The organism is Achromobacter sp. CSND-B12 (genome assembly GCF_052906545.1).
Genome location: NZ_JBREGJ010000001.1, coordinates 5,769,135 through 5,789,971, shown reverse-complemented (window position 1 = coordinate 5,789,971; position 20,837 = coordinate 5,769,135). Strand labels below are relative to the sequence as shown.

Here is a 20,837-nt window from a genome sequence, read left to right as displayed (position 1 = left end):
ATTTCCTAGAGAATCCCTCCCAACCCTCTAAAACAATAAGCTGCATTTTCCACATGAAACTCGCCACCTGGAACGTCAACTCCCTCAACGTGCGCCTGCCCCAGGTGCTGGACTGGCTGGCCGCCAATCCCGTCGACGTGCTCTGCATCCAGGAACTGAAGCTGACCGACGACAAGTTCCCCGAGGCCGCCTTCAAGGAGGCCGGCTACCACGCGGTCTGGGCCGGCCAGAAGACCTACAACGGCGTTGCCATCGTGTCGCGCGTGCCGGGCACGTCCATGGTGCGCAACCTGCCCACCTACGAAGACCCGCAGCAGCGCGTGCTGGCGCTGACCTTCCCCAGCGCGGACGGCGACGTGCGCGTGGTCTGCGCCTATTGCCCCAATGGCCAATCGGTCGGCTCGGACAAGTACGCCTACAAGCTCGAATGGTTTGCCGCCATGCGCGCCTGGCTGGCCGACGAGATCAAGCAGTACCCCCGCCTGGCGGTGCTGGGCGACTACAACGTCGCCCCGGCCGACGAGGACGTGCACAACCCCGAGAAATGGGAAGGCCAGGTGTTGGTCTCCGAGCCCGAGCGCCAGGCGCTGCGCGACCTGATCGATCTGGGCCTGGCCGACTCGTTCCGCCTGTTCGAGCAGCCCGAGAAGTCGTTTTCGTGGTGGGATTACCGGCAGTTCGCGTTCCGCCGCAACGCCGGCCTGCGCATCGACCACATCCTGCTGTCGCCGCCGCTGGTCAAGCGCTGCACCGCCTGCGTCATCGACAAGGAACCGCGCCGCAACGAGCAGCCTTCCGACCACGCGCCGGTGGTGGCCACGCTGACGTTCGATTGAGCCAAAAATCTTGCGCACCGGCTTGCACGGCGCGCGGAAATTCCTGTATAGTTGCGCTCTTGCTTGATTTGGGGCGGTAGCTCAGCTGGGAGAGCGTCGCGTTCGCAATGCGAAGGTCGGGAGTTCGATCCTCCTCCGCTCCACCAAAATTCCAGATGAAAAAGCCTTGGAAACACAATGTGTTCCAAGGCTTTTTTGTTTCTACAGGCTTGATTTATTGGCTTCGCGGCTAATGCCGCCGCCGCGGCACAAGTCCGCCCGGTGATTTTCGGTAGCTAATGGGAAATCAGCGTATGCACCCAAGTACGGAAAAAATTGGCTCGCGAGTGGGACAGATTTGGGACAAGCCTTACCCGGCTCAGCACACGAAGTTAGCCTTTGGGACATCAGACTATGTAGCTGCCCCGCCTGCCGAAACTTCAATACGATTCGAGAGTCAACCGTTCAGGTCTCGCTTCTTGGCCCTGACAATGTTGATATAGTCCATACGTCTGCTCTCATCCACAAACTGATCCGACGAAATTTTCTGGTAGACAACTTCAAACCGCGTTCCCACCAAATCTTCGAGGCGTCCTACTAAGCCTGCCAGTTCTGTAAGAGATGCATGTTGAAGGTCACCAAGATCATTCTCCACAATGCACGCAACAGGAGTAGCTCCGGCCTCGCGTTGGATAAGCTCCCGGACGACAACGAACTGCTTACCTTCCACCGGCGCGGCCAACTGCGCTCCCTGGAACTCAGAAGGGAAAAAATTCCCATCCTCATCAAACATACCGAACAACCATTCTCGGCCGCCGTACTGCATATCTCTCACGCTCTTCTTGTCATTAAAACGCTGGACCAAACTTCGCAGTCCTTCATTCAGCTGGGCTCCGGTGCTAGCCTCTACAATTTTTAGGAGTTCTTGCTGAAATTCATTTGCATGCTCGAATTTTATGTCTACCAGAGGACCCAACACATAGGGGCGGTTCCAGTCATCTGATTGGAGAACCGAGGAAGATGGGTACATCCCAAAACAAGCACTGAGATAAATAACAAGATTAGGAGGCAAAACACGAAAGTAGTCTTTGTAGTCCCAGAACATGATTTGAGCGCCGTCACCTGACTCAATATCGGTACCCGTTCGAGGTATGCCGTGGCCGCTAATGATTAGTATTTTCGGGTCCTGATCGTCGAGACGGTGCAAATTCTCAATTGCGCACGATAGGACACGACGGAATTCATCACTATTAGCATACGTGGCTTGGTACACAATCCAATTAGGTGGGACTGCCTTACTAGCCAAATACCTTTTATTTGTCGTCAAGTCTGACTGTTCAATAATTGCACATGAGATCACTACTGCAACTCCAAATTCTGATTAGCGTGTTCTGAACACACTCAGGAACGACGCAGCCAAGGTTTGAGGGTATGTAGATCCAGCAACGTGAACCTTCCACCATCTTGCCATCCACCAGTATCGATGTAGTAGACATTGCCGAGCTGTGCTGGTTTGCGCAGCGTCATATGGCCATGGACAACCGCCCGAACATTGCGAACAGGCTGGGCATATTGCAGTCGATATCGGTCTATGGACCACAGGCATGCATCCTCGTCCTCTGGACTGAAGGTAGCGCCGTGGATAGCTTGCCAGTCGTCATAAGGAAAGTCGGCATGTACCAGACCGACAACACCGCCCGGCGTTTCGACCTCAATTGCCAACGGCAAGGCGTTCAAGCACGCACCGATACGTGCTTGGGTATCGCTATCGCATGCATCCAACCACTCACCACCATGGAGGCGATGATCGACCTGGGGAACCGGGTTGTTCATCGCCCGCCGCCAAGTCATGAGATCGTGATTCCCACAAATGGCATGAAACCACGGGCGCTCCAACCACGCTAATACATCGGCGGACTCTGGCCCGCGATCAACAAGGTCCCCGACGGCGAACAATCGATCATGGTCGGGTGAAAACTTGGCGGCGGCCAGTGCGGCATCGAGCCGACCGAAATGGCCATGGATATCACCCACCGCAAAGTCGCGACCCGTCGCATTCAAATGAAAGCGCTGGACCCGTGCATTACCGGGCCTCGTGCCTGATTCCATGTAGTGTCCTGCTGCTCATTCTGCGCAACCCTCATGATACTTGGCTATTAACGGTAGAGTGACTTACGATCCGGGACATTGAGCTTCGGCTCGATATCTTCGAGGTTGTCAGCCTCGAATGTGATCCAGAATGCGTGGGAGGCCAGGATGGTGTGCGTCCTGGCGCTTTCCGGACAGGCGAATTTTTCGCCCTGCTGTCTAGAGCATTTATAGTGGGTGTCCCAAGAAAGCAAATCTGCCGCGTATTCAACCGCTCAGGGATCACTGGACGCTAACGCGGCAGTTGAGCCACCCCAAAGGTGAGATAGGGGAACGGCAAAAGTGAACATGCGACACAGCGCCGGGGTAGCGTCCGGCAAAGAGCTTCAGGGTGTAGGGGCAAGCGAGTGACTCTACTGAACCCTGTCGGTGACGCGACAGACCACCCTTAGGCTCCCGAAATCAGGCCCAGTCTTGCGGGCGTTGCCAGGAAGTGCTGTTTCCTCCAACGCCTTACAGAGCCTCACCGCAACTCGCGTATTGGCGTCGTCCTCCAAGACGACTGCCCTTTACGCCCGAGGTGCGGAAATGGCCGTTTTCCCCGTCAACACGCTTGACTTCCTTAGCAAGAGCTCCCCCCCGACTCTGACTGTTGAACAGGTCAGCCAGACGCGCGTTGGTCGCAGCACGCCTCGCCCGCCGGGATCTACGTCAGGTCCCGTGCCAGTCCCCACTGCAAGCGCAATTTCTTGATTTCCCAGACGCGCTGTGCGCTGCGCTCGGCCACGCAGCGGGCCTGTGCCTGCTCATCGGCCGAGCCCTGGTCCCGCGCCGTGCCACACTGGGACTCGGTTTTCTTCAACCATTCCCGCTGCGCCCGGCGCAAGGCGTCGGCGTCTTCGGCGCGCAGGGCCGGCGAGGCCAGCGTGCGCCGATAAAGCTGGTTCAGGCGATCGTCGTAGTACTGCCGGAGAAAGGAGTAAGGCTGGTCGGGATCCAGTTCGCCCGGGAGCCGGCTGAGGTCGAAAAACTCGCCCTGGTTGCCGTTGTAGAAGCCGTTGTAGCCGACAGTGACCTGGAAGAAATGGCCGCCTGGCTGCGCCGGCGTATTGCCTACCGGCGTGGTGCGCCAGCGCAACAGCAGATAGTCGGTATTGCCCAGTTGGACCAGCACCTGGGAACGCAGGTCGGATATCTGCAGATGGCTGTCGCGCAGGACAGCCGCGTAGCAAGGCTCCTCGGTATTGATGTCCTGCGGCACCGGCCCGGGGCAGGCGCCGGACTGCACCATGCCGTCGGCCGCCTGCGATTCGTCCAGATCGATGGAGATGACGCCCAGCAGCGCGGCCGCCTGATCGCCATCGCGGGCCATGTCGAGCAGGTCGACGACCAGGGTGGCCTCGGCGCGCGCGGCGCTGGCTGGAACGAGGGCCAACAGGACGGCGAGCAGCATCGCACGCGCGTTGCCAGCCTGGCTGCCGCGCCCGGCCAGCGCAAGCGAGCCACGGAGATCAGCGGCGGGAAAGGACATATCGACGGCTTCCTTGGAGGGCGACGCGCCTGCCAGAGGCGCAATGATGGGTGGCCGCTATCTTATCGCGGTCCCGTCGAGGGTTTGCCGTGCCTGCGAACTGCGATACAACGTTAGGCGCCGCCGGAGCCATTCAATCCGTTCCGCGCCGTTCGCGCCGGGTCTCCCGGCCTTCAACCGCATCAAGGGATCAACCATGCCCGCCCCCGCCACACCGCTCGACGAACGCCTGCCGTTGCTCCTGAGCCTGAACGCGGGCTATGTCGACACCCTTGGATTCATCGCGCTGCACGGCCTGTTTTCGGCGCACGTGACCGGCAACTTCGTCACCATCGGCTACGCGCTCGGCAACGGCGCCTCGGGCGCCTGGACCAAGCTGGCGGCCCTGCCGATGTTCTGCCTGGGCGTGTTCCTGGCGCGGCTTTACGGGCAGGCACGACGCGACGCGGGCAAGCCGGCGTTCATGCGGCTGCTCACGGCCAAGACGCTGCTGCTGTGCGTGGCCGCGGCGCTGGCCCTGGCGCTGGGGCCGTTTACCCCGGGCGACAGCTGGGGGCTGTTCGCCAACGGCATGACGCTGGTGCTGGCGATGTCGATCCAGAACGCGGTGCATCGGGTGCACCTGGGCGCGGCCCCGCCCTCGACGCTGATGACGGGCACCACCACGCAGATCATGCTGGACCTGGCCGACGCCGCGCGCGGCCAGGCCGACGAGGCGGCCAGGCGCCGCATGGGACGCATGGGACGGGCGGTGCTCGCGTTCGCGATCGGTTGCGGCGCGGCCGCGCTGCTGCACGTGTCGATCGGGCTGTGGGCCTTCGCGCTGCCGCCGCTGGTGTCGCTGGCGGGACAGGCGCTGGCGCGCCCCTACCCCGGCTGACGCGCCTGGCTGGCGCGCCGGGCCTGCGCGCCCTTGCCCTGGGGCCGCGGATCGCGTGGCGTCTGGCCGGCCCGCCGGCCGCGCAAGCGGCGGGCAATGGCGTCATAGAGCCGCACGCCGGGCGTGCGCATCAGCAGGAACACCAGTACGCCCAGCAGCAGGGCCAGCCATACGGCGCGCAGCGAGATCATGGCGCTCCCCCCGCCGGTTCGGCGCGCAGGTGACGGCGGATCGACCGCGAGAAACCGATCGAATCCTCGCCCAGGATCGGCGGAATGCCGACGAAGCCGCGCTCGCGCAGCGTCTGCAGTGGCAGCCGGGTATCGAGTCCGCCTTGCTCATAAAGGTATTCGGGCAGGTAGCCCGACAACAGGATGCGGTAGTCCAGCGGCAGGCCGGGCACGATGGCCCGCACCATGCGGTAGACCAGCGTGGTGCAGTTGGCGGTGACCGTGTGGTAGAAGCGCGGCGTGTCCGCCAGCTCGTTGGCGGTGCGCACGTACGACAGGAACAGTTCGCGCATGGCATCGACCGGCATTTGCACCGGGTAGATGTAGACATTCTCGGCGCGCGGACCGGCGCGCACGTAGAGCACGTCGCGCTCGTCGGCGGCAACCACGCTCAACTCGAACTTCTTGAAGAAGCCGCCCAGCTCCGAGAATTGTTCGCCGCGCTCCTTGCGGATCTCGACCGAGAACACCACGTGACGGCCATCGGCGAAACCGAACGAGACCAGGGTGTGGGCGATGGCGGGGCCGTCCCAGTACGACAGCACCATGTCGACCGACCGCAGGTCGTTCAGGTCGTAGACCCGGGTTTCCCAACGCTGCGTGTAATCGCTGTCCGAGCGCCACTTGAAGTCACGCACATTGTCCAGCGTGACGATGCTGCCCGCGACATTGCCGCGCAGGGTGCGGGCCACGTCGTCGGCCCAGACCCGGTCATTGGAGGGCGCGATGCCTTGCCACCAGGCCGCCAGCGCGATCACGGCCAACAGGTAGGCCCACAACGCGGGCCGGCGGCGCAAGCGACCGACGCCATGCCACAGCCGTAGCAAGGCATACAGCCCCAGCGCGACCCAGGCCAGCATCAGCACCGCCTTGGCCCAGACGGCCCCCGGCCCCTGATACCAGAACGCCAGGCAGGCCCACCCGATGGAGAACAGCATCAGCAGGCTGAGCGCGGCCCGGCCCAGCAGCCGCAGGCCGCGCCTGGCCCAGCCGGCGCGGGTGGCGTCAGGCACCGGCGCCATGCTGGCTCACGATTTCCAGCACGCCGTTGATGACGAACTGCACGCCCATGCACACCAGCAGGAAACCCATGATGCGCGAGATGGCCTCGACCCCGCCGTTGCCGATCAGGGCGACGATGCGGCCGGCCGAACGCAGGCAGATCCAGAACAAGAGGCCCAGCAGCGAAAAGACGATGACCGGCGTGACGGCGATGGTCCACGCGGGATACTGGCTGGCGGTCTCGCCGCCGACGGTCGAAGCCGCGCTGATGATCATGGCGATGGTGCCCGGCCCCGCCGTGCCCGGCAGCGCCAATGGCACGAAAGCGATGTTGGGCACCTGGCGGTGAATCGCGACATCGGCGGCGACGTCGGCCTCGCGCTCGTCACTGGCGGCGCTGGCCGCCGACGGAAACAGCATGGTGAAACCGATGCTGACCACGATCAGTCCGCCGGCGATGCGCAGGCCCGGGATCGAGATGCCGAACGTGGCCATGATCCAGGCGCCGGCGTAGTACGTGACCAGCATGATGCCCACCACATAGCAGGCGGCCTGCCGGATCTGGCGTTCGCGCTCCTTGTAGGGAATGTGCTGTCCCAGGGACAGCAGCATGGTCATGGAGGTCAGGGGATTGGCCAGCGGCAGCATGAGCGCCAAGCCCAGGCTGACCAGCTTGCCCAATTGAACCAGATCATCAATCATCGCGGCGAAGGAGAAAACGGCGGGTCGGGAGGGACGAGCAACGCGCGCGTCCGGCGTCATCGACCGCGCTACACCGCACAGTGTAATGTAAGCAAAGGCAAACATCCGTATTTACCGGGTGGCGCACTCCGGTACCATGCTGCCCGGGTGGCCGCCGGCCACGATCCCTAGAGGAATTGCGCCGTGACCGTCCTTCGCCCGCGCGGCTGGCTTGCCGCCCTGCCCCTGCTGTTCGCCCTGCCCGCCGCGCCCGCCGTGGCCGGCATGGATTGCGCGCGGGCGCGCACGCCCACCGAGAAGACGCTGTGCGCCGATGCCGCGCTGTACCGGCTCGACGATGAGCTCGGCGCCGCCTATGCCAGGTTGCGCGCCGCCCAGCAGCCCGGGCAGAACGAGGCGCTGCGCCAGGCGCAACGCGGCTGGCTCAAGCAGCGCGACGCCTGCGGCAGCGATGCCGAATGCCTGCGCCAGCGCTACGACACCCGCCTGGCGCAACTGCAGGCGCAGCAGTCCCGCGCGCTGGCCTATCGCCCCGACGACATCGATCGCCTGGCGCTGGAAGACCTGCGCCAGGCGATCGAGGCCGCGCGCCAGTCGAATCCGGAATTTGCCGTGGAAACCGTGCTGGCGGCGCGCTCGCTCAAGGCCGAGGCCAGCGCCATCCACAACGAACGCGCGGCGGACGGCGACGGCCCGGCGCGCCTGCCCGCCGCCCGCCCGGCGGGTGTCACCGAGGACGAATGGGCCGCCGTGCTGGCGTCGGACCTGGAATCCGACGCCGAAGAAGGGTCCGTCTCCTACCTGCTGCTGGACCTGGACGGCGACGGCCGCCGCGACCTGGTGCTAGACAGCTACATCGGCGGCACCGGGCTGTTCTCGGAGGTCAGCGCCCTGCGCCGCGACGGCGACCGCTTCCTGCCGGCCGACCTGAGCGGCGCGCCGGACGCCGGCGCCTCGCTCTATACGATCAATGGCCGCGGCGCCAACCAGTCGGGCGACTGGATCCGGCTGCGCGACCGCGTCTACGCCGTCTACCGCGTCGGCGCCTACGGCGAAGACCGGCTCCATCTGCTGCGGCCGCTGCGCCGGGTGGGCGAGGTGCCGACGCTGACGGTGCGCTACCGCTACGAACTGTCGGTGCCGCGCCAGCAGAAGAACAGCGACAAGGGCACGGTCAGGACATTGGACGAGACGCTGCACGCGGCATTGACGCGCGCCGTGGCCGCCGTGCCCGCCGACCGCGCCTGGGGCGACGCGCCAAGCCGCAAGCCGCTGTGTCCCGTGCCGGCCGGCGCCGCCCAGGACGAAAGCGGCGCCTACTTCGGCTTCGGGCCGGGCCACTACAGCTACGAGACCGTCGCCGACGTGACGGTGCAGGCCGGCCCGCGCTGCTACGTGGGCCGGGTGGTGGACTGGTTCGGCGACTACAGCGCCAAGTCGGGACTGTCGGCGCAGATCTGGATCCGCGACCCCGCGCCCGGAGACCGGCAGGAATCCTTCGACCTGCACGGCAGGCGCCGCGCCGTCGGCGTCGAAGCCGGCATCGGCCCCGTGGTCGGCGACAACGGCGCGTAGCCCGCGGTCAGCCCCCCGGCCGGCGCCAGTGCCGCGCCGCCAGCGCCAGCAGGCGCGCGTCGGCGCCTTCGGCGGCCACCAGTTGCAACGCCACCGGCATGCCGTCGACAAAGCCGGCCGGCAAGGCGATGGCCGGCAGCCCCAGCAGGTTCCACGGATTGGTCAGGCCCAGCAGCGTCTCGCGCACGGCGGCGCTGCCGGGGCCGGCCACGCTGCGCTGCTGCAGCGCCGGCGCGGTGATCGCCACCGCCGGCAACGCCAGCACGTCGACCCGCTCGAAGATGCCCGCGAACACGCCGCGCAACCGCTCGCGGGTGTTGCGCGCGCGGACGTATTCCCAGCCCTGCACCGGACGTGAGGCGCGCAGGCGCTCCAGCACTTCGGGATCGAACTTGCCGGGTTCGTCCTCGACCCGCTCGGCGTGCACTTCATAGGCTTCCGAACGCTGGATGGCGCCCAGCGCCGCCTGCAAAGCGCGAGCGTGGCGCGTGACCTCGGCGCCGTCCACCAACACGCCGCCGAAGCCTTCGGCGAGCGCGCGGGCGCGCGCCGTGACGGCCGCATCCTCGATGGCGAACGGCGCGTTCGGCACCCACATCATGCGCGGCGCGGCCAGCCCGGGATCGGCCGCCTCGGCATAGGCGCCGATCGCGCCGCCGGACAACGCCTGCATGAAGACCTGCGCATCCTCGACGCTGTTGGCCAGCACGCCGGCATCCTCGATGCTGGGCGCCAGCGGGAACACCCCGCGGGCCGACACGCGGCCATGGGTCGGCTTGAAACCGACCACGCCGCACAGCGCGGCGGGCACGCGCACCGAGCCGCCGGTGTCGGTGCCCAGCGCCACCGGCACCATGCCCGCGGCCACCGCGGCGCCGCTGCCGGCGCTGGAGCCGCCCGTGATCTGGCTGGTGCGCCACGGATTGCGCGCCGCGCCCTGGACGCTGCGGTCGCCGGTGGGGCCGTAGGCGAATTCATGCGTGAGGGTCTTGCCGATGACGATGGCGCCCGCCGCGCGCAACAGCGCCACGCAGTCGGCGTCGGCCGCGGGCCGGTGCCCAAGGAAGTGCGCCGCGCCCATGGTGGTGGGCATGTCGCCGGTATCGACGTTGTCCTTGATGGCGACGGGGATGCCGTGCAGCGGCCCGCGCACCTGGCCGCGGGCCCGCTCGGCGTCCAGCGCGCGGGCGGCGGCCAGGGCGGCGTCGGCGTCCACGTGCACGAAGGCGTTCAGTTGCGGGTTCAGGCGCTCGATGGCCGCCGCCGCGTGGCGCACCAGCGCTTCGGCGTCGAGCGCGCCCTGGCGCATGGCGTCCTGCAGTTCGGCCACGGTGCGGCCGGCGAAAAAGCCGGGTTCGACGGCCAGCGCCGGAACGGGGTTGGATTGCGGATTCATCGCGTGGCTCCCTGGTAGTTGGCGGGCAGGCGCGGGCCGACGCCCGGACGCACCTGCAACATGGCGATCATGCCGACCGCCGTGGCGACCGAGGCGGCCACGAACATGACCGAATAGCCGTGGCGCGCCGCCAGGTAACCGGTCAGGGTCGGCGCCAGGATCGAGGCGATGTTGGCGAAGAAGTGCATCAGGCCGCTGAAAGTGCCGACGCGGCTGGCGGGCGCGGTATCGATCACCACGGCCCAGTAGACCGAGTTGGGCATGGCGTTGAGCGCGTTGGCCAGCGTCATCAGCGCGATCACGGCGAACACCGACTGCGCCTGTGACACCAGCAGGAAGCACAGCGTGGTGGCCAGCAGGCAGCCGGCGGCGAACCAGCTGCGGGCGATCTTCAGGTTGCCGGTGCGCCTGGCCAGCATATCGGAGATGCGGCCGCCCAGCAGCACCGTGACGCAGGCGCCGGTCCAGGGAATCATGCCCATGTACCAGAGCGAGGACAGGCTGTAGCCGAAGGTGTCCTGCAGGTACTTGGGAGTCCAGGTCAGCAGCAGGAAGTTGACGTAGTTGAACGAGAAATAGCCCAGGGTGTTCAGCACCAGCGTCTTGCTGCGAAAGAAGCTCCACCACGGCAGCGCCGGCGCGTCGCCGCCCTGCCCGGCCGCCGCCTGCTCGGCGCGCGCCGCCTGGATCTCGCGCAGTTCGGCCGGGGACACGCGCGGGTTGGTGTCGGGCCGGTCGGTGAAGATGCGCATGAACAGCACCAGCACGAGCAGGCCGGCCGCGCCCAGGATGTAGAACATGGCGCGCCAGCTGCCGGTCAGGCTCAAGAGGCCCACCGCCACGGGCGCGGTCAGCAGCGCGCCCAGCGGCGTGCTGAGCAGGCCGAAGCCGACCACGAAGCCGCGTTCGCGCGGCGTGGCCCAGTTGGCGATGGTCTTGTTGATGATGGAGTACGCCGGCCCCTCGGCCGCGCCGAACAGGATGCGGATGGTGGCAAAGCCGGCCAGCGCCGAGCCGCCCAGGAAGGCCAGGCCGAAGTCGCCGGCCCAGGCGGTGGCGATCTCGAAGATCGACCAGGTCACGCCGGCCACGATCCAGACCTTGCGCGGGCCGTAGCGGTCGGCCAGCATGCCGCCGAACAGCGCGCCGACCATGTACCCATAGCCGAAGTACCCCAGCACGGCGCCCCAGTCGCCGCGATCCAGGCCATATTCGCCGGTGATGTGCGCGGCGGCGTAGGACATGGCGCCGCGGTCGATGTAGTTGATCAGTGCCAGCAGCACGACCATGGTGAAAATTCGGTAACGGAACCGCGAGTTCCGGGATTCAAGTGTCATTGCGATCAATCCAGTCGATTTACCCAAACGTTTGGGTTGCGCAATGCTAAGGGCTCCGAACGCAAAAATCGACACCGTGTAAACCCTAGGTTGCCGCCTAAGGCCCTGGGACGGTATTCGTGCGTGTATCCTCCAGCTCCATGAACAAATCCCGCCCTGTCACGTTGCAAAGCCTGGCGCGGCAGCTCGGCCTGAACGTGTCGACCGTGTCCCGCGTCCTCAATGGTTCCGAGGACGACGCCCGCGCCGCCGCCGCACCCGACACCGTCAAACGGATCCGGGCGCTGGCCGCCGAGCTGCAATACCAGACCAATCCTCACGCCGCCAGCCTCAAGACGCGCCGCAGCCGCACCATCGGCGTGCTGGTGCCGCGCCTGTCGGACATGGTGCTGGCCACCATCTACGAAGGTATCGACGAGGCCGCGGCCGAACACGGCTACCTGACCTTCGTGTCCAACACCCAGGACGTGCCCGACAAGCAGCGCAAGCTGATCGACATGGCGCTGGCGCGGCGCGTGGACGGCCTGATCCTGGGCGACGCCCACAGCCACGACGGCGCCGCGCCCAATCCGCTGCTGGCCGAACTGGCGCGGCGCGACGTGCCGTTCGTGCTGGTCAGCCGCCATGCCGACGACCACTGCGCCGTCACCTGCGATGACCTCGAAGGCGGCCGGCTGGCGGCCGAGCACCTGCTGGCCATGGGCCACCGGCGCATCGCGGTGATGGTGGGCGAACCCTTCACCAGCACGGGCCGCGACCGCTCGGCGGGCTTTTTCGCGGCCTGTGCCAGGCACGGCGTCGAGGTCCCGGCCGCATGGCGCATCGAAAGCCCGTTCGACACCGACGCCGGCCGCCACGTGGGCGCGCGCTTGCTGGCCGGCCCGGACCGCCCCACCGCCATCTTCGCGGTCAACGACTTCCTGGCGGTGGGCGTGATGGGCGCGGCGCGCGAGCACGGCCTGGAGGCCGGCCGCGACGTGGCCGTGGTGGGCTACAACGACACGCCGCTGGCGGGCGCCCTGCCCATCGGCCTGACCACCATCCACTCGCCCATGCACCAGATGGGGCGGTTGGGGCTGGAACTGTTGCTGCAGAAAATCGCCGGCGGCCGCCCGGACAGCGTGCGGCTGGCGCCCACGCTGGTGGTGCGCGGCAGCAGCGACCGGCCGATACCGGGCTGAACCGCGCCGACAGGCTCGGCCACCGGCCGCATGGCCAACCACCCGGCCCGATCGGCCCGGACGATCGCCGCTTTCCTCACCCCCGCGCCGGCTTGACCGCCCGCGTCGCCAGGAACGTCGGCAAGTAGCGGTCGATCAGGAAGCGCGGCCGCGGCTGGAGGTCTTCGTGAAAGCCCGCCAGCAGGAAACCGGCGTCCAGCTGGCCGCCGATCTGGTCGCGCAGGCTGTGGCCGAACACCAGGGCCTCGCCGCGCGCGCGCTTGGCGTCCAGCGCCGCCGCGTCGAGCGCGCGGGTGTCGGCGTAGGGCAAGGCATGCACCGGCCGGATCAGCCCGTCCCGGGCGTAGCGCGGATCGCGGTCGCCGACGAACACCACCGGGTTGTAGAAGCTCGACAGCAGGCTGCCGCCCGGGCGCAGCAAGCGAAAGCACTCGCGCCATACCGGCCGCACATCGGGCACGTATAGGTTGGAGATCGGGTGGAACACCACGTCGAAGGACTGGTCGGCGAAGGCCGACAGGTCGCGCATGTCGCCCTGCACGGTGGCCAGCGCCAGGCCGTCGCGCGACGCCACGGCGCGGTCCTGCGCCAGCTGGCGTTCGGACAGGTCGAACACGGTGACCTCGGCGCCGGCCGCGGCCAGCACCGGCGCCTGCTGGCCGCCGGCGGACGCCAGGCACAGGACGGCCAGGCCCTTCACCTGGTCGAGCCAGCCGGCCGGCAAGGGGCCGGGCGTCAGGCGCACGGCCCAGTCGCCGCGGCGGGCGGCGGCGATGACGTCGGGGGTGACGGGGCGCGACCACTCGCAGTCCTGCGCGGCGAGCTGGTCCCAGGCGGCCTGGTTGTGGGCGATGAGGTCGAACGGATCGTGAGCAGGCATGAAGCCTCCGGAGTCGTGATGCGGACAGGGCCGCGCGGGGCGCGGCTGGCGGACGGGCGCGTTGGCGCGACAGGCCCGGCGTGCAGACCCGGCATCACGGACGGCGCGGCCCGCTCGTCGGGCGAGGCGGGCGCGTCAGCGGATGGGGTCGCCGGATGGGGTCGCCGGATTGGGTCGCTTCAGGCAGCGAGGATCACGTCGTCATACTCCGGTGGGATGGCGGCCATTCTAGCGCACGCCCCGCTGGTGCCGGCGCGCGGAGCGCGGCAAGGCATCGGGCGGCAAACCCCTGCCGCCAAAGAGATTCGCGGCCCGGATATCATGATCGCCCCAAGACAACGCCCTTTGAACCAGGCATCCACGCCATGAGCACCTCATCCCCCAGGCTCGTCGACATCGGCGGCAAGCGCGTCCTGCAATACGGCGAGACCGGCCCGGCCCTGGCCACCGGCCAGGACACCAATGACCTGATCAGCGCCGCCTGGGAACACGAGGCCGAGTGGCTGGCGCTGCCCGCCGCGCGCGTGCATCCCGATTTCTTCCGGCTGGAAACGCGCATCGCCGGCGAGCTGATCCAGAAGTTCGTCAACTACCGCCTGCATTGCGCGGTGGTAGGCGATATCTCGGCGCACCTGGCCGCCAGCAAGTCGCTGCGCGACTTCGCCTACGAGACCAACCGCGGCCGCGTGTTCTGGCTGCTGGAGGACATGGCGGCGCTGACGGCGCGACTGACGGCAGGCCAAGGCTGAGCGGGCCATCGGTCGGCTGCCTGGCTCGTCCCCCTGCCCGGCGAACTCGTGGCGCGGCTAGTGTTTATTGCTGGCATGGAAAAAACGGCAACTCAAGGAAAGCGCCAAGCTCGATCCATTGCGCAAAGCCCCTTCGGCGCGGACGGTCTTGCTTGACGCTGGCTCGCCACGAACCGTATTCTTATTTGAACGATCATTCCATAAACCACGCCATGCGCACCAAGGATTTCGAACCCGATGAAGTCGCCGACGCCGCCATGCAGGTGTTCTGGCGGCGCGGCTATGCCGCGACCTCCGTGCAGGATCTGGTGGACGGCACCGGGCTGGGGCGCGGCAGTCTCTACAACGCCTTCGGCAGCAAGCAAGGCCTGTACGAGGCCGCGCTGCGGCGCTATCACGAACTGACGGCCGCCAATCTCGACCTGCTGGCCCGGCCCGGCAATGCGCGCGAGCGCATCGGCCGCCTGCTCGACTTCATCGCCGACGACGAATTGCGCGAGCCCTCCCGGCGCGGTTGCCTGGTGGCCAACGCCTCGCTCGAAATGGCGGGGCAGGATGAGATGGTGGCCGAACTGGTGCGGCGCAATTTCCAACGCCTGGAAAAAGCGCTGGAACAGATCCTGGCCGAAGGGCAGGCCAACGGCGAGATCGACGCCGGCAGGTCGCCGCGCGCGCTGGCCCGCTTCATCGTCACCACCGTCCAGGGCCTGCGCGTGGTCAGCAAAGGCAGCAACGCGCGCGAGCGCCGCCAATGGCTGGGCGACGTGATTTCAGTGGCGCTGGGCACGATCTAGCACATCCCCTGGCATACAGGACCGCCTCGGCGCCCGCGCTTTTTTTCGTTCTTTTTTGGAATGACCGTTCCAATTCAATCGCAATCGGAGTTTCCGCATGAGTTTCACCTCTCCCCTGCCCGCCGAGGGCTGTCCCGAACACGGCGCCGACAGCCTGCCCATGGGCAGGCTGCTGGCCCTGGCGCTGGCGGGCTTCATCGCCATCATGACCGAGACCGTGCCCGCCGGCCTGCTGCCGCAGATCGGCCTGGGCCTGGGCGTGTCCGAGGCGCTGGCCGGCCAACTGGTGACCCTGTTCGCGGCCGGCTCGGTGCTGGCGGCCATTCCCATCATCGTCGCTACCCGCGGCTGGAACCGCCGCCCGCTGTTGCTGCTGGCCATCGGCGGCCTGTGCATTTTCAACGTGGTGACCGCGCTGTCGGCGCACTACGCGCTGGCGCTGGCGGCGCGCTTTGGCGGCGGCATGGCGGCTGGCCTGCTGTGGGGGCTGCTGGCTGGCTACGCGCGCCGCATGGTGGCCACCCGCCAGCAGGGCCGGGCCCTGGCGGTGGTGGGCGCGGGCCAGCCGCTGGCGTTGTGCCTGGGCGTGCCGGCCGGCGCCTGGCTGGGCAGCCTGATGGACTGGCGCGGCGTGTTCTGGCTGATGGCCGCCGTGTCGCTGGCGCTGGTGGTGTGGATCCGCGCGGCCGTGCCCGACTTCGCCGGCCAGGCCGCGCGCCAGCGCCTGCCGATCGCGCGGACCCTGCTGCTGCCCGGCATCCGGCCGATCCTGTTCGTGCTGTTCACCTGGATCCTGGCGCACAACGTGCTCTATACCTACATCGCGCCCTACCTGATCCACCTGGGCCGGCCGGCGTCCGTGGACAGGGTGCTGCTGGTGTTCGGCGCCAGCGCGGTCGCCGGCCTGTTGTTGACGGGCGTGCTGGTGGACCGCCGCCTGCGCCGGCTGACGCTGCTGTCGCTGGCCCTGTTCGCGCTGACCGCCACCGCGCTGGGCCTGGCCGGCGCCCACCCCGTCGTCCTGATGGCTGGCGTGGCGTTGTGGGGGCTGAGCTTCGGCGGCGCGCCGACGCTGTTGCAGACCGCCCTTGCCGACACCGCCGGCGAACATTCGGAGGTGGCGCAATCGATGCTGGTCACGATCTTCAATCTGGGCATCGCCAGCGGCGGCCTGCTCGGCGGCGTGCTGCTGGACAGGGCCGGCGCGGGCTCCTTCGCATGGACGGTGGCGGCACTGGCCGCGATCGCGCTGCTGGCGGCCTGGCGCGCCCGCGGCCACGGCTTCCGCCCCGGTCACCGGCACTGACGTCAGGGCCGCGGCGGGCGTACGGCCGCCGCGACCGAGCGGCGCGCCGCGGCGACCCTCAGTCCCGCGCGCTGCGGCCGGCGATCGCCGCCAGTGGCGCCAGCATGCATGCGGCGGCGGCCAGCAACGTGGCCGGCAGCCCCCAGCGGTCAACGCCGATGCCGCCCGCCAGCGCCCCCAGCGCGATCGCCAGATTGAACACGCCGACGAACCAGGACGTCGCCGCCTCGATGGCCCCGCGTGAAGCCTGCATCACCCAGGTCTGCAACGCGACCGAAACGCCGCCGTACGACAGGCCCCACAGCAGCAACAGCGCCACCACGGCGCCGCGCGCCTGGCCCAGCCACGGCAGCAATGCCAGCGTCGCCAGCAGGCCCAGCAAAATCGCCAGCAGGGTCGCGCGCGGGCGCCGTCCCGCCATGCCGCCGGCGGCGAAATTGCCCGCGATGCCGGCCACGCCGTAGGCGAACAGCAGCGGGCCGATCCAGGCCGGCGCGAACCCCGCCATCGACTGCAATACGGGCCGCACGAAGGTGTAGGCCATGAAATGCCCGGCCACCAGGAACAGCGTGATGAACAGCCCCCGCCGCACGTCGGGGTTGCGCAACTGCCGGCCCAGCTGGCGCGCCGTGACCGATTGCGCCACCGGCAGCGGCGGCAAGGCCAGCGCGGCGAACAGCAGCACGGCCGCGCTCAGCGCCGCCATGGCGCCAAACGCGCTGCGCCAGCCCGCCAGGTTGCCGATCAATGCGCCCAGCGGCACCCCCAGCACCGACGCCACCGCCACGCCGCCGAAGATCACGGCGGTGGCCATGCCGATGGCGGCGGGCGGCACCAGCCGTCCCGCCAGGCCGCCGGCCACCGCCCAGATGCCGCCGATGCAGACGCCCACCAGCACGCGCGCGGCCAGGAACCACGCCATGTCCGGCGCCAAGGCGCTGCCCAGGTTGGCGGCGGCCAGCAGCAACAGCAGGCCGCACAGGATGCGGCGGCGGTCGACGCCACGCGCGCCCATCACCACCAGCGGCGCGCACAGCGCGGCCAGCAGGCCGGGCACCACCATCAGCCAACCGACACGGCCGGTCGACGCGTCCAGGCTGGCGGCGATCGGCAGCAGCAAGCCCACGGGCAGCATCTCCGTGGTGACGACGCAGAACGTCGCCATGCCGGCCGCCAGCACGCCGGCCCAGGCAGCGGGCGGGCTGGTGGCCGCCGTGGCGGGCCGGGGTTCGATGGCGATGCTGCGGGTCATGGGAGGTTTCTCACCTGAGGGGAACAATGGAAAAGTGAATGGCGGGCCGGTCGTGGGGTCCGTCTACCTGGCCAGTCTACTGTTTCCATTTCACTGATAAAGTAGCTTCATAAATAAACAAAAGGGACGATTTGTCGCCAATCGAGCGCTCGCTCCCCTTTCCTGTTGGAACTACCCATGACGCCCCTCACCGCCACCGGCATCGACCACCTCGGCGACGTGCTCGCATTCGTGCGCGTCGCCGACGCGCAGAGTTTCACGCTGGCCTCCGAACGGCTGGGCCTGTCGCGCTCGGCCATCGGCAAGTGCATCGCGCGGCTCGAACAGGGCCTGGGCGCGCGGCTGTTGCATCGCAGTACCCGCAGCGTCAGTCTCAGCGACGAAGGCCGGCTCTTCTACGAGCACGCGCAGCGCATCCTGGCCGAAGTCGACAACGCCACCGGCGCCATGGCCAGCCGCCAGGAGGCGCCGCGCGGCCGCCTGCGCATCGACCTGCCGGTGGCGCTGGGCCGCCTGCACATCATGCCGCTGCTGGCGGGCTACCTGCGGCAATGGCCCGAGGTCGAGGCCGACGTGAGTTTCAGCGATGACTACGCCGACCTGGTGCGCGATGGCATCGACCTCGCCATCCGCATCGGCGGCGAGGCCGACAGCCGGCTGGTGCGGCGCGTGCTGGCGCCGCATCGGCTCATCACCTGCGCCGCCCCCGCCTACCTGGAACGCCACGGCGTCCCGGCCTCGCCCGACGCGCTGGCGCGCCACCGGACGCTGGCCTTTACCCACATGGGCGCGCCCGTGCCGTGGCGTTACGCCAGCCATGGCCAGGAGCGCAGCGTCGCCGTGGCCGGGCGCCTGCGGCTGGGCGACACCGAAGCGCTGCGCGATGCCGCGCTCGAGGGCGCCGGCATCGTCCAGCTGGGCGCCTTCCTGGTCGGCGAAGACCTGCGCCAGGGCCGCCTGGTGCCGCTGCTGGAAACCCACGCGCCACCCGGCGCGCCGGTCTGCGCCGTGTACCCGCACCGGCGCCACCTGGCGCCCAAGGTACGCCGCCTGATCGACGAGATCGCGGCGCGCTGGGCCGGCGGCGCGCCCTGGGGCGGGTTCGGGTCGCCTCCGATTTGAATCAGCTATCATGATGATCAGCATCGCCTTGCACGATGCAAACGCCCGCGCCCCGCAGACTCACACTAGCATAGCGCGGCACCCAGCCGGCCTTCTTGCCGCGCTAGCCTGACCCGCCTTACCCCCGGAGTTTTTCTTGAGCGACATCTATCACTTCAGCCGCGGCACCGCGCCGCTGCTGATCTCCATTCCCCACCTGGGCAGCCAGTTGCCCGATGCGCAGCGCGCCCGCATGACGGCCGTCGGCCAGCAGTCCGGGGACACCGACTGGCACCTGGACACCCTGTACCAGTTCGCCGACGCGCTGGGCGCCTCGGTGCTCGGCGCGCGCTACTCGCGCTACGTGGTCGACCTGAACCGCCCGCCCAACGACGAAAGCCTGTACCCCGGCCAGACCAAGACCGGCCTGTGCCCGACCCACACCTTCCGCGGCGAGGCGCTGTACCAGCACAACGCGGCGCTGACCGACGACGAGCGCGAGCATCGTCTGCAGACCTACTGGCAGCCGTACCACGCCAAGCTGCGCGAGGAACTCGACCGCATCCGCGCCGAACACGGCACCGTGCTGCTGTGGGAAGCCCATTCGATTGCCAGCGTGCTGCCGCGCCTGTTCGAAGGCAAGCTGCCCGACCTGAACGTGGGCACGGCCGACGGCGCCAGTTGCGCGCCCGACATCCTGAACGCCATCGCCGAACGCCTGCCCGGCTGCGGCTACACCAGCGCCGTGAACGGCCGTTTCAAGGGCGGCTACATCACCCGCCACTACGGCTCGCCGGCCGAAGACATCCATGCCGTGCAACTGGAGATGTGCCAGTCCACGTATATGGACGAGTCCTATCCCTACGGCTACCAGGCGAACGCGGCCGCCAAGGTCATCCCGGTGGTCGAGGGCATGGTGCGCGCCGCGCTGGCGCAAACGCTGGCGCGCAAGCGCTGATCCGCCCGCCCGACCGCCCGATGAACCGCCTGCCCGACCGCGACGCGGATCCGTATCCCGAATGGAGCCTGCTGCTGGCCTGGGTGGCGGTGGTGCAGGCCGCGTCGGTTTCGGGCGCGGCCCGTTTGCTGGGACTGTCACAGGCGGCGGTGTCGCAACGGATCAAGCAGCTCGAAGCCGCGCTGTCGACCGAACTGCTCGACCGCAGCACCCGGCCGGCGCGCCCCACCCCCGCCGGCGACCTGCTGTTCGAGCACGCGTCGCGCCTGCTGGCGCAGGCCGGCGACATGACCGAAAGCGTGCGCAACCTGAGCCGCGCGCGGCGCAACATCGTGCGCTTCGGTTGTGTCGACTCGTTCGCCGGCACCCTGGGGCCGACGCTGATCCACGGGCTGTCGGGCGCGTCGCGCCAGATCCGGTTGTGGTCCGGCATTACCCCGGTGCTGGACAGACAACTGGAAGAACGCCAGCTGGACCTGGTGATCAGCACCAGCGCCGCCGCCGATGCGCCCGCGATCCGCAAGCTCGGCCTGTTCAGCGAGCCCTACCTGCTGGTGCTGCCGCGCGCCACGCCGCCGCAGGAAGCGCGCTCGCTGGCCGAACTGGCGCGCCGCAGCCCGTTCATCCGCTACAGCGCGCGTTCGCACATCGGCGCCGCCATCGACCGGCTGCTCGAATCGCGCGGCGTCTTCATCGAGCGCACCTTCGAATTCGATAACACCGATCCGCTGCTCAGCCTGGTCACGGCCGGCCTGGGCTTCGCCATCAGCACGCCGCTGTGCATCTGGCAATCGCGCCATTTCGTCGATCAATTGCGGGTGTTGCCTCTGGCGCCCTGCCTGGACAAGACCCGCGCCGATGCGCCTGACCTGGCGCGCAGCTTCTATCTGGCGGCGCGGCCGCAGGAGGCCGGCAAGCTCCCGGCCGAGGCCCGCAACGTGATCCTGGTGGCGGTCGAACGGCTGATGCGGCAAGACGTGGCGCCGGCGCTGGGCTTGCCGCCTGCCACGCTGTGGCGCAGCCTGCGCCGCTGAGCCGCCGGCCGCGCGCGTCGGGCGCC

The 20,837-nt window shown here is 68.2% G+C and carries 20 protein-coding genes and 1 tRNA gene; 11 read left to right on the top strand and 10 right to left on the bottom strand.

The genetic code is table 11. The annotated features are described in order from the left end of the window. The first annotated feature begins 53 nt into the window (after positions 1 to 53). Together xth and ACUTAG_RS27240 are read left to right on the top strand one after the other, a co-directional pair. Positions 54 to 836 carry an exodeoxyribonuclease III gene (xth, locus tag ACUTAG_RS27245; RefSeq protein WP_006386403.1) on the top strand — a complete coding sequence of 261 codons (783 nt, stop codon included), beginning with the start codon at positions 54 to 56 and terminating at the stop codon, positions 834 to 836. A gap of 70 nt (positions 837 to 906) precedes the next feature. Next, positions 907 to 982, top strand: a tRNA-Ala gene (locus ACUTAG_RS27240). Between the two features lie 290 nt (positions 983 to 1,272). Here the strand turns inward: ACUTAG_RS27240 and ACUTAG_RS27235 are convergent. The 3 genes from ACUTAG_RS27235 to ACUTAG_RS27225 form a co-directional block, all read right to left on the bottom strand. Continuing rightward, positions 1,273 to 1,920, bottom strand: a complete 648-nt coding sequence (locus tag ACUTAG_RS27235) for a hypothetical protein (RefSeq protein ID WP_131727811.1) — start codon at positions 1,918 to 1,920, stop codon at positions 1,273 to 1,275. A 296-nt stretch (positions 1,921 to 2,216) separates the two neighbouring features. Further along, positions 2,217 to 2,924, bottom strand: a complete 708-nt coding sequence (locus ACUTAG_RS27230; protein ID WP_081004684.1) for a metallophosphoesterase — start codon at positions 2,922 to 2,924, stop codon at positions 2,217 to 2,219. A 685-nt stretch (positions 2,925 to 3,609) separates the two neighbouring features. After that, positions 3,610 to 4,434 carry a lysozyme inhibitor LprI family protein gene (locus ACUTAG_RS27225; RefSeq protein ID WP_024068576.1) on the bottom strand — a complete coding sequence of 275 codons (825 nt, stop codon included), beginning with the start codon at positions 4,432 to 4,434 and terminating at the stop codon, positions 3,610 to 3,612. A gap of 196 nt (positions 4,435 to 4,630) precedes the next feature. On the opposite strand from ACUTAG_RS27225, the gene ACUTAG_RS27220 reads away from it, so the two are divergent. After that, a complete protein-coding gene (locus tag ACUTAG_RS27220) occupies positions 4,631 to 5,314 on the top strand; it encodes a YoaK family protein (protein ID WP_446650400.1) in 684 nt (227 codons plus the stop codon). Here ACUTAG_RS27220 and ACUTAG_RS27215 read toward each other — a convergent pair. The 3 genes from ACUTAG_RS27215 to ACUTAG_RS27205 are packed head-to-tail and all read right to left on the bottom strand — an operon-like array spanning position 5,302 to position 7,248. Then, positions 5,302 to 5,505: a hypothetical protein gene (locus ACUTAG_RS27215; protein ID WP_054438901.1), complete on the bottom strand. Its 204-nt coding sequence runs from the start codon at positions 5,503 to 5,505 to the stop codon at positions 5,302 to 5,304. The two genes, ACUTAG_RS27220 and ACUTAG_RS27215, sit on opposite strands and share 13 nt — an antisense overlap. After that, positions 5,502 to 6,566, bottom strand: coding sequence for an Lnb N-terminal periplasmic domain-containing protein (locus tag ACUTAG_RS27210; protein WP_006386413.1), 1,065 nt, complete (start codon positions 6,564 to 6,566; stop codon positions 5,502 to 5,504). The genes ACUTAG_RS27215 and ACUTAG_RS27210 overlap by 4 nt, the downstream gene beginning before the upstream one ends. Next, on the bottom strand, positions 6,550 to 7,248 hold the full coding sequence (locus ACUTAG_RS27205) for a MarC family NAAT transporter (protein ID WP_006386414.1): 699 nt from the start codon (positions 7,246 to 7,248) through the stop codon (positions 6,550 to 6,552). Before ACUTAG_RS27205 ends, ACUTAG_RS27210 begins: the two co-directional genes overlap by 17 nt. Before the next feature lie 183 nt (positions 7,249 to 7,431). Here ACUTAG_RS27205 and ACUTAG_RS27200 point away from each other — a divergent pair, with 183 nt between their 5' ends. Beyond that, the gene (locus ACUTAG_RS27200; protein ID WP_053523545.1) at positions 7,432 to 8,823 is read left to right on the top strand and encodes a lysozyme inhibitor LprI family protein; all 1,392 of its coding nucleotides are present in this window, start codon (positions 7,432 to 7,434) and stop codon (positions 8,821 to 8,823) included. A 7-nt stretch (positions 8,824 to 8,830) separates the two neighbouring features. On the opposite strand, the gene ACUTAG_RS27195 is transcribed toward ACUTAG_RS27200, so the two are convergent. Both ACUTAG_RS27195 and ACUTAG_RS27190 read right to left on the bottom strand, forming a co-directional pair. Next, on the bottom strand, positions 8,831 to 10,219 hold the full coding sequence (locus tag ACUTAG_RS27195) for an amidase (protein WP_024068572.1): 1,389 nt from the start codon (positions 10,217 to 10,219) through the stop codon (positions 8,831 to 8,833). Next, a complete protein-coding gene (locus ACUTAG_RS27190) occupies positions 10,216 to 11,556 on the bottom strand; it encodes an MFS transporter (protein WP_006386417.1) in 1,341 nt (446 codons plus the stop codon). Before ACUTAG_RS27190 ends, ACUTAG_RS27195 begins: the two co-directional genes overlap by 4 nt. Before the next feature lie 140 nt (positions 11,557 to 11,696). Here ACUTAG_RS27190 and ACUTAG_RS27185 point away from each other — a divergent pair, with 140 nt between their 5' ends. Further along, on the top strand, positions 11,697 to 12,737 hold the full coding sequence (locus ACUTAG_RS27185; protein WP_006386418.1) for a LacI family DNA-binding transcriptional regulator: 1,041 nt from the start codon (positions 11,697 to 11,699) through the stop codon (positions 12,735 to 12,737). Between the two features lie 76 nt (positions 12,738 to 12,813). Here ACUTAG_RS27185 and ACUTAG_RS27180 read toward each other — a convergent pair whose 3' ends face one another. Then, complete coding sequence (locus ACUTAG_RS27180; RefSeq protein WP_446650399.1) at positions 12,814 to 13,617, bottom strand: class I SAM-dependent methyltransferase; 804 nt, start codon at positions 13,615 to 13,617, stop codon at positions 12,814 to 12,816. Between the two features lie 365 nt (positions 13,618 to 13,982). Here ACUTAG_RS27180 and ACUTAG_RS27175 point away from each other — a divergent pair, with 365 nt between their 5' ends. From ACUTAG_RS27175 to ACUTAG_RS27165, 3 genes are all read left to right on the top strand, one after another. Further along, positions 13,983 to 14,366: a DUF4180 domain-containing protein gene (locus ACUTAG_RS27175; RefSeq protein ID WP_006386420.1), complete on the top strand. Its 384-nt coding sequence runs from the start codon at positions 13,983 to 13,985 to the stop codon at positions 14,364 to 14,366. Between the two features lie 212 nt (positions 14,367 to 14,578). After that, on the top strand, positions 14,579 to 15,160 hold the full coding sequence (locus ACUTAG_RS27170; protein WP_006386421.1) for a TetR/AcrR family transcriptional regulator: 582 nt from the start codon (positions 14,579 to 14,581) through the stop codon (positions 15,158 to 15,160). A 97-nt stretch (positions 15,161 to 15,257) separates the two neighbouring features. Further along, complete coding sequence (locus ACUTAG_RS27165) at positions 15,258 to 16,466, top strand: MFS transporter (protein ID WP_038503306.1); 1,209 nt, start codon at positions 15,258 to 15,260, stop codon at positions 16,464 to 16,466. Between the two features lie 58 nt (positions 16,467 to 16,524). Here the strand turns inward: ACUTAG_RS27165 and ACUTAG_RS27160 are convergent, their stop codons facing one another. Continuing rightward, positions 16,525 to 17,718, bottom strand: coding sequence for an MFS transporter (locus tag ACUTAG_RS27160; RefSeq protein WP_241145420.1), 1,194 nt, complete (start codon positions 17,716 to 17,718; stop codon positions 16,525 to 16,527). Positions 17,719 to 17,895: 177 nt separating this feature from the next. Between ACUTAG_RS27160 and ACUTAG_RS27155 the strand changes: the two genes are divergently transcribed. From ACUTAG_RS27155 to ACUTAG_RS27145, 3 genes are all read left to right on the top strand, one after another. Continuing rightward, positions 17,896 to 18,840, top strand: coding sequence for a LysR family transcriptional regulator (locus tag ACUTAG_RS27155; RefSeq protein WP_006387049.1), 945 nt, complete (start codon positions 17,896 to 17,898; stop codon positions 18,838 to 18,840). A 136-nt stretch (positions 18,841 to 18,976) separates the two neighbouring features. Then, on the top strand, positions 18,977 to 19,777 hold the full coding sequence (gene hutG, locus ACUTAG_RS27150) for an N-formylglutamate deformylase (protein ID WP_446650398.1): 801 nt from the start codon (positions 18,977 to 18,979) through the stop codon (positions 19,775 to 19,777). A gap of 20 nt (positions 19,778 to 19,797) precedes the next feature. Beyond that, a complete protein-coding gene (locus tag ACUTAG_RS27145) occupies positions 19,798 to 20,811 on the top strand; it encodes a LysR family transcriptional regulator (protein ID WP_024068566.1) in 1,014 nt (337 codons plus the stop codon). Positions 20,812 to 20,837 lie beyond the last annotated feature (26 nt).

What these genes read in the sequence shown, in the direction of transcription:
- xth (WP_006386403.1), top strand. Translation starts at nt 54, where the DNA reads ATGAAACTCGCCACCTGGAACGTCAACTCCCTCAACGTGCGCCTGCCC.
- ACUTAG_RS27235 (WP_131727811.1), bottom strand. Translation starts at nt 1,920, where the DNA reads ATGTTCTGGGACTACAAAGACTACTTTCGTGTTTTGCCTCCTAATCTT.
- ACUTAG_RS27230 (WP_081004684.1), bottom strand. Translation starts at nt 2,924, where the DNA reads ATGGAATCAGGCACGAGGCCCGGTAATGCACGGGTCCAGCGCTTTCAT.
- ACUTAG_RS27225 (WP_024068576.1), bottom strand. Translation starts at nt 4,434, where the DNA reads ATGTCCTTTCCCGCCGCTGATCTCCGTGGCTCGCTTGCGCTGGCCGGG.
- ACUTAG_RS27220 (WP_446650400.1), top strand. Translation starts at nt 4,631, where the DNA reads ATGCCCGCCCCCGCCACACCGCTCGACGAACGCCTGCCGTTGCTCCTG.
- ACUTAG_RS27215 (WP_054438901.1), bottom strand. Translation starts at nt 5,505, where the DNA reads ATGATCTCGCTGCGCGCCGTATGGCTGGCCCTGCTGCTGGGCGTACTG.
- ACUTAG_RS27210 (WP_006386413.1), bottom strand. Translation starts at nt 6,566, where the DNA reads ATGGCGCCGGTGCCTGACGCCACCCGCGCCGGCTGGGCCAGGCGCGGC.
- ACUTAG_RS27205 (WP_006386414.1), bottom strand. Translation starts at nt 7,248, where the DNA reads ATGATTGATGATCTGGTTCAATTGGGCAAGCTGGTCAGCCTGGGCTTG.
- ACUTAG_RS27195 (WP_024068572.1), bottom strand. Translation starts at nt 10,219, where the DNA reads ATGAATCCGCAATCCAACCCCGTTCCGGCGCTGGCCGTCGAACCCGGC.
- ACUTAG_RS27190 (WP_006386417.1), bottom strand. Translation starts at nt 11,556, where the DNA reads ATGACACTTGAATCCCGGAACTCGCGGTTCCGTTACCGAATTTTCACC.
- ACUTAG_RS27185 (WP_006386418.1), top strand. Translation starts at nt 11,697, where the DNA reads ATGAACAAATCCCGCCCTGTCACGTTGCAAAGCCTGGCGCGGCAGCTC.
- ACUTAG_RS27180 (WP_446650399.1), bottom strand. Translation starts at nt 13,617, where the DNA reads ATGCCTGCTCACGATCCGTTCGACCTCATCGCCCACAACCAGGCCGCC.
- ACUTAG_RS27175 (WP_006386420.1), top strand. Translation starts at nt 13,983, where the DNA reads ATGAGCACCTCATCCCCCAGGCTCGTCGACATCGGCGGCAAGCGCGTC.
- ACUTAG_RS27170 (WP_006386421.1), top strand. Translation starts at nt 14,579, where the DNA reads ATGCGCACCAAGGATTTCGAACCCGATGAAGTCGCCGACGCCGCCATG.
- ACUTAG_RS27165 (WP_038503306.1), top strand. Translation starts at nt 15,258, where the DNA reads ATGAGTTTCACCTCTCCCCTGCCCGCCGAGGGCTGTCCCGAACACGGC.
- ACUTAG_RS27160 (WP_241145420.1), bottom strand. Translation starts at nt 17,718, where the DNA reads ATGACCCGCAGCATCGCCATCGAACCCCGGCCCGCCACGGCGGCCACC.
- ACUTAG_RS27155 (WP_006387049.1), top strand. Translation starts at nt 17,896, where the DNA reads ATGACGCCCCTCACCGCCACCGGCATCGACCACCTCGGCGACGTGCTC.
- ACUTAG_RS27145 (WP_024068566.1), top strand. Translation starts at nt 19,798, where the DNA reads ATGAACCGCCTGCCCGACCGCGACGCGGATCCGTATCCCGAATGGAGC.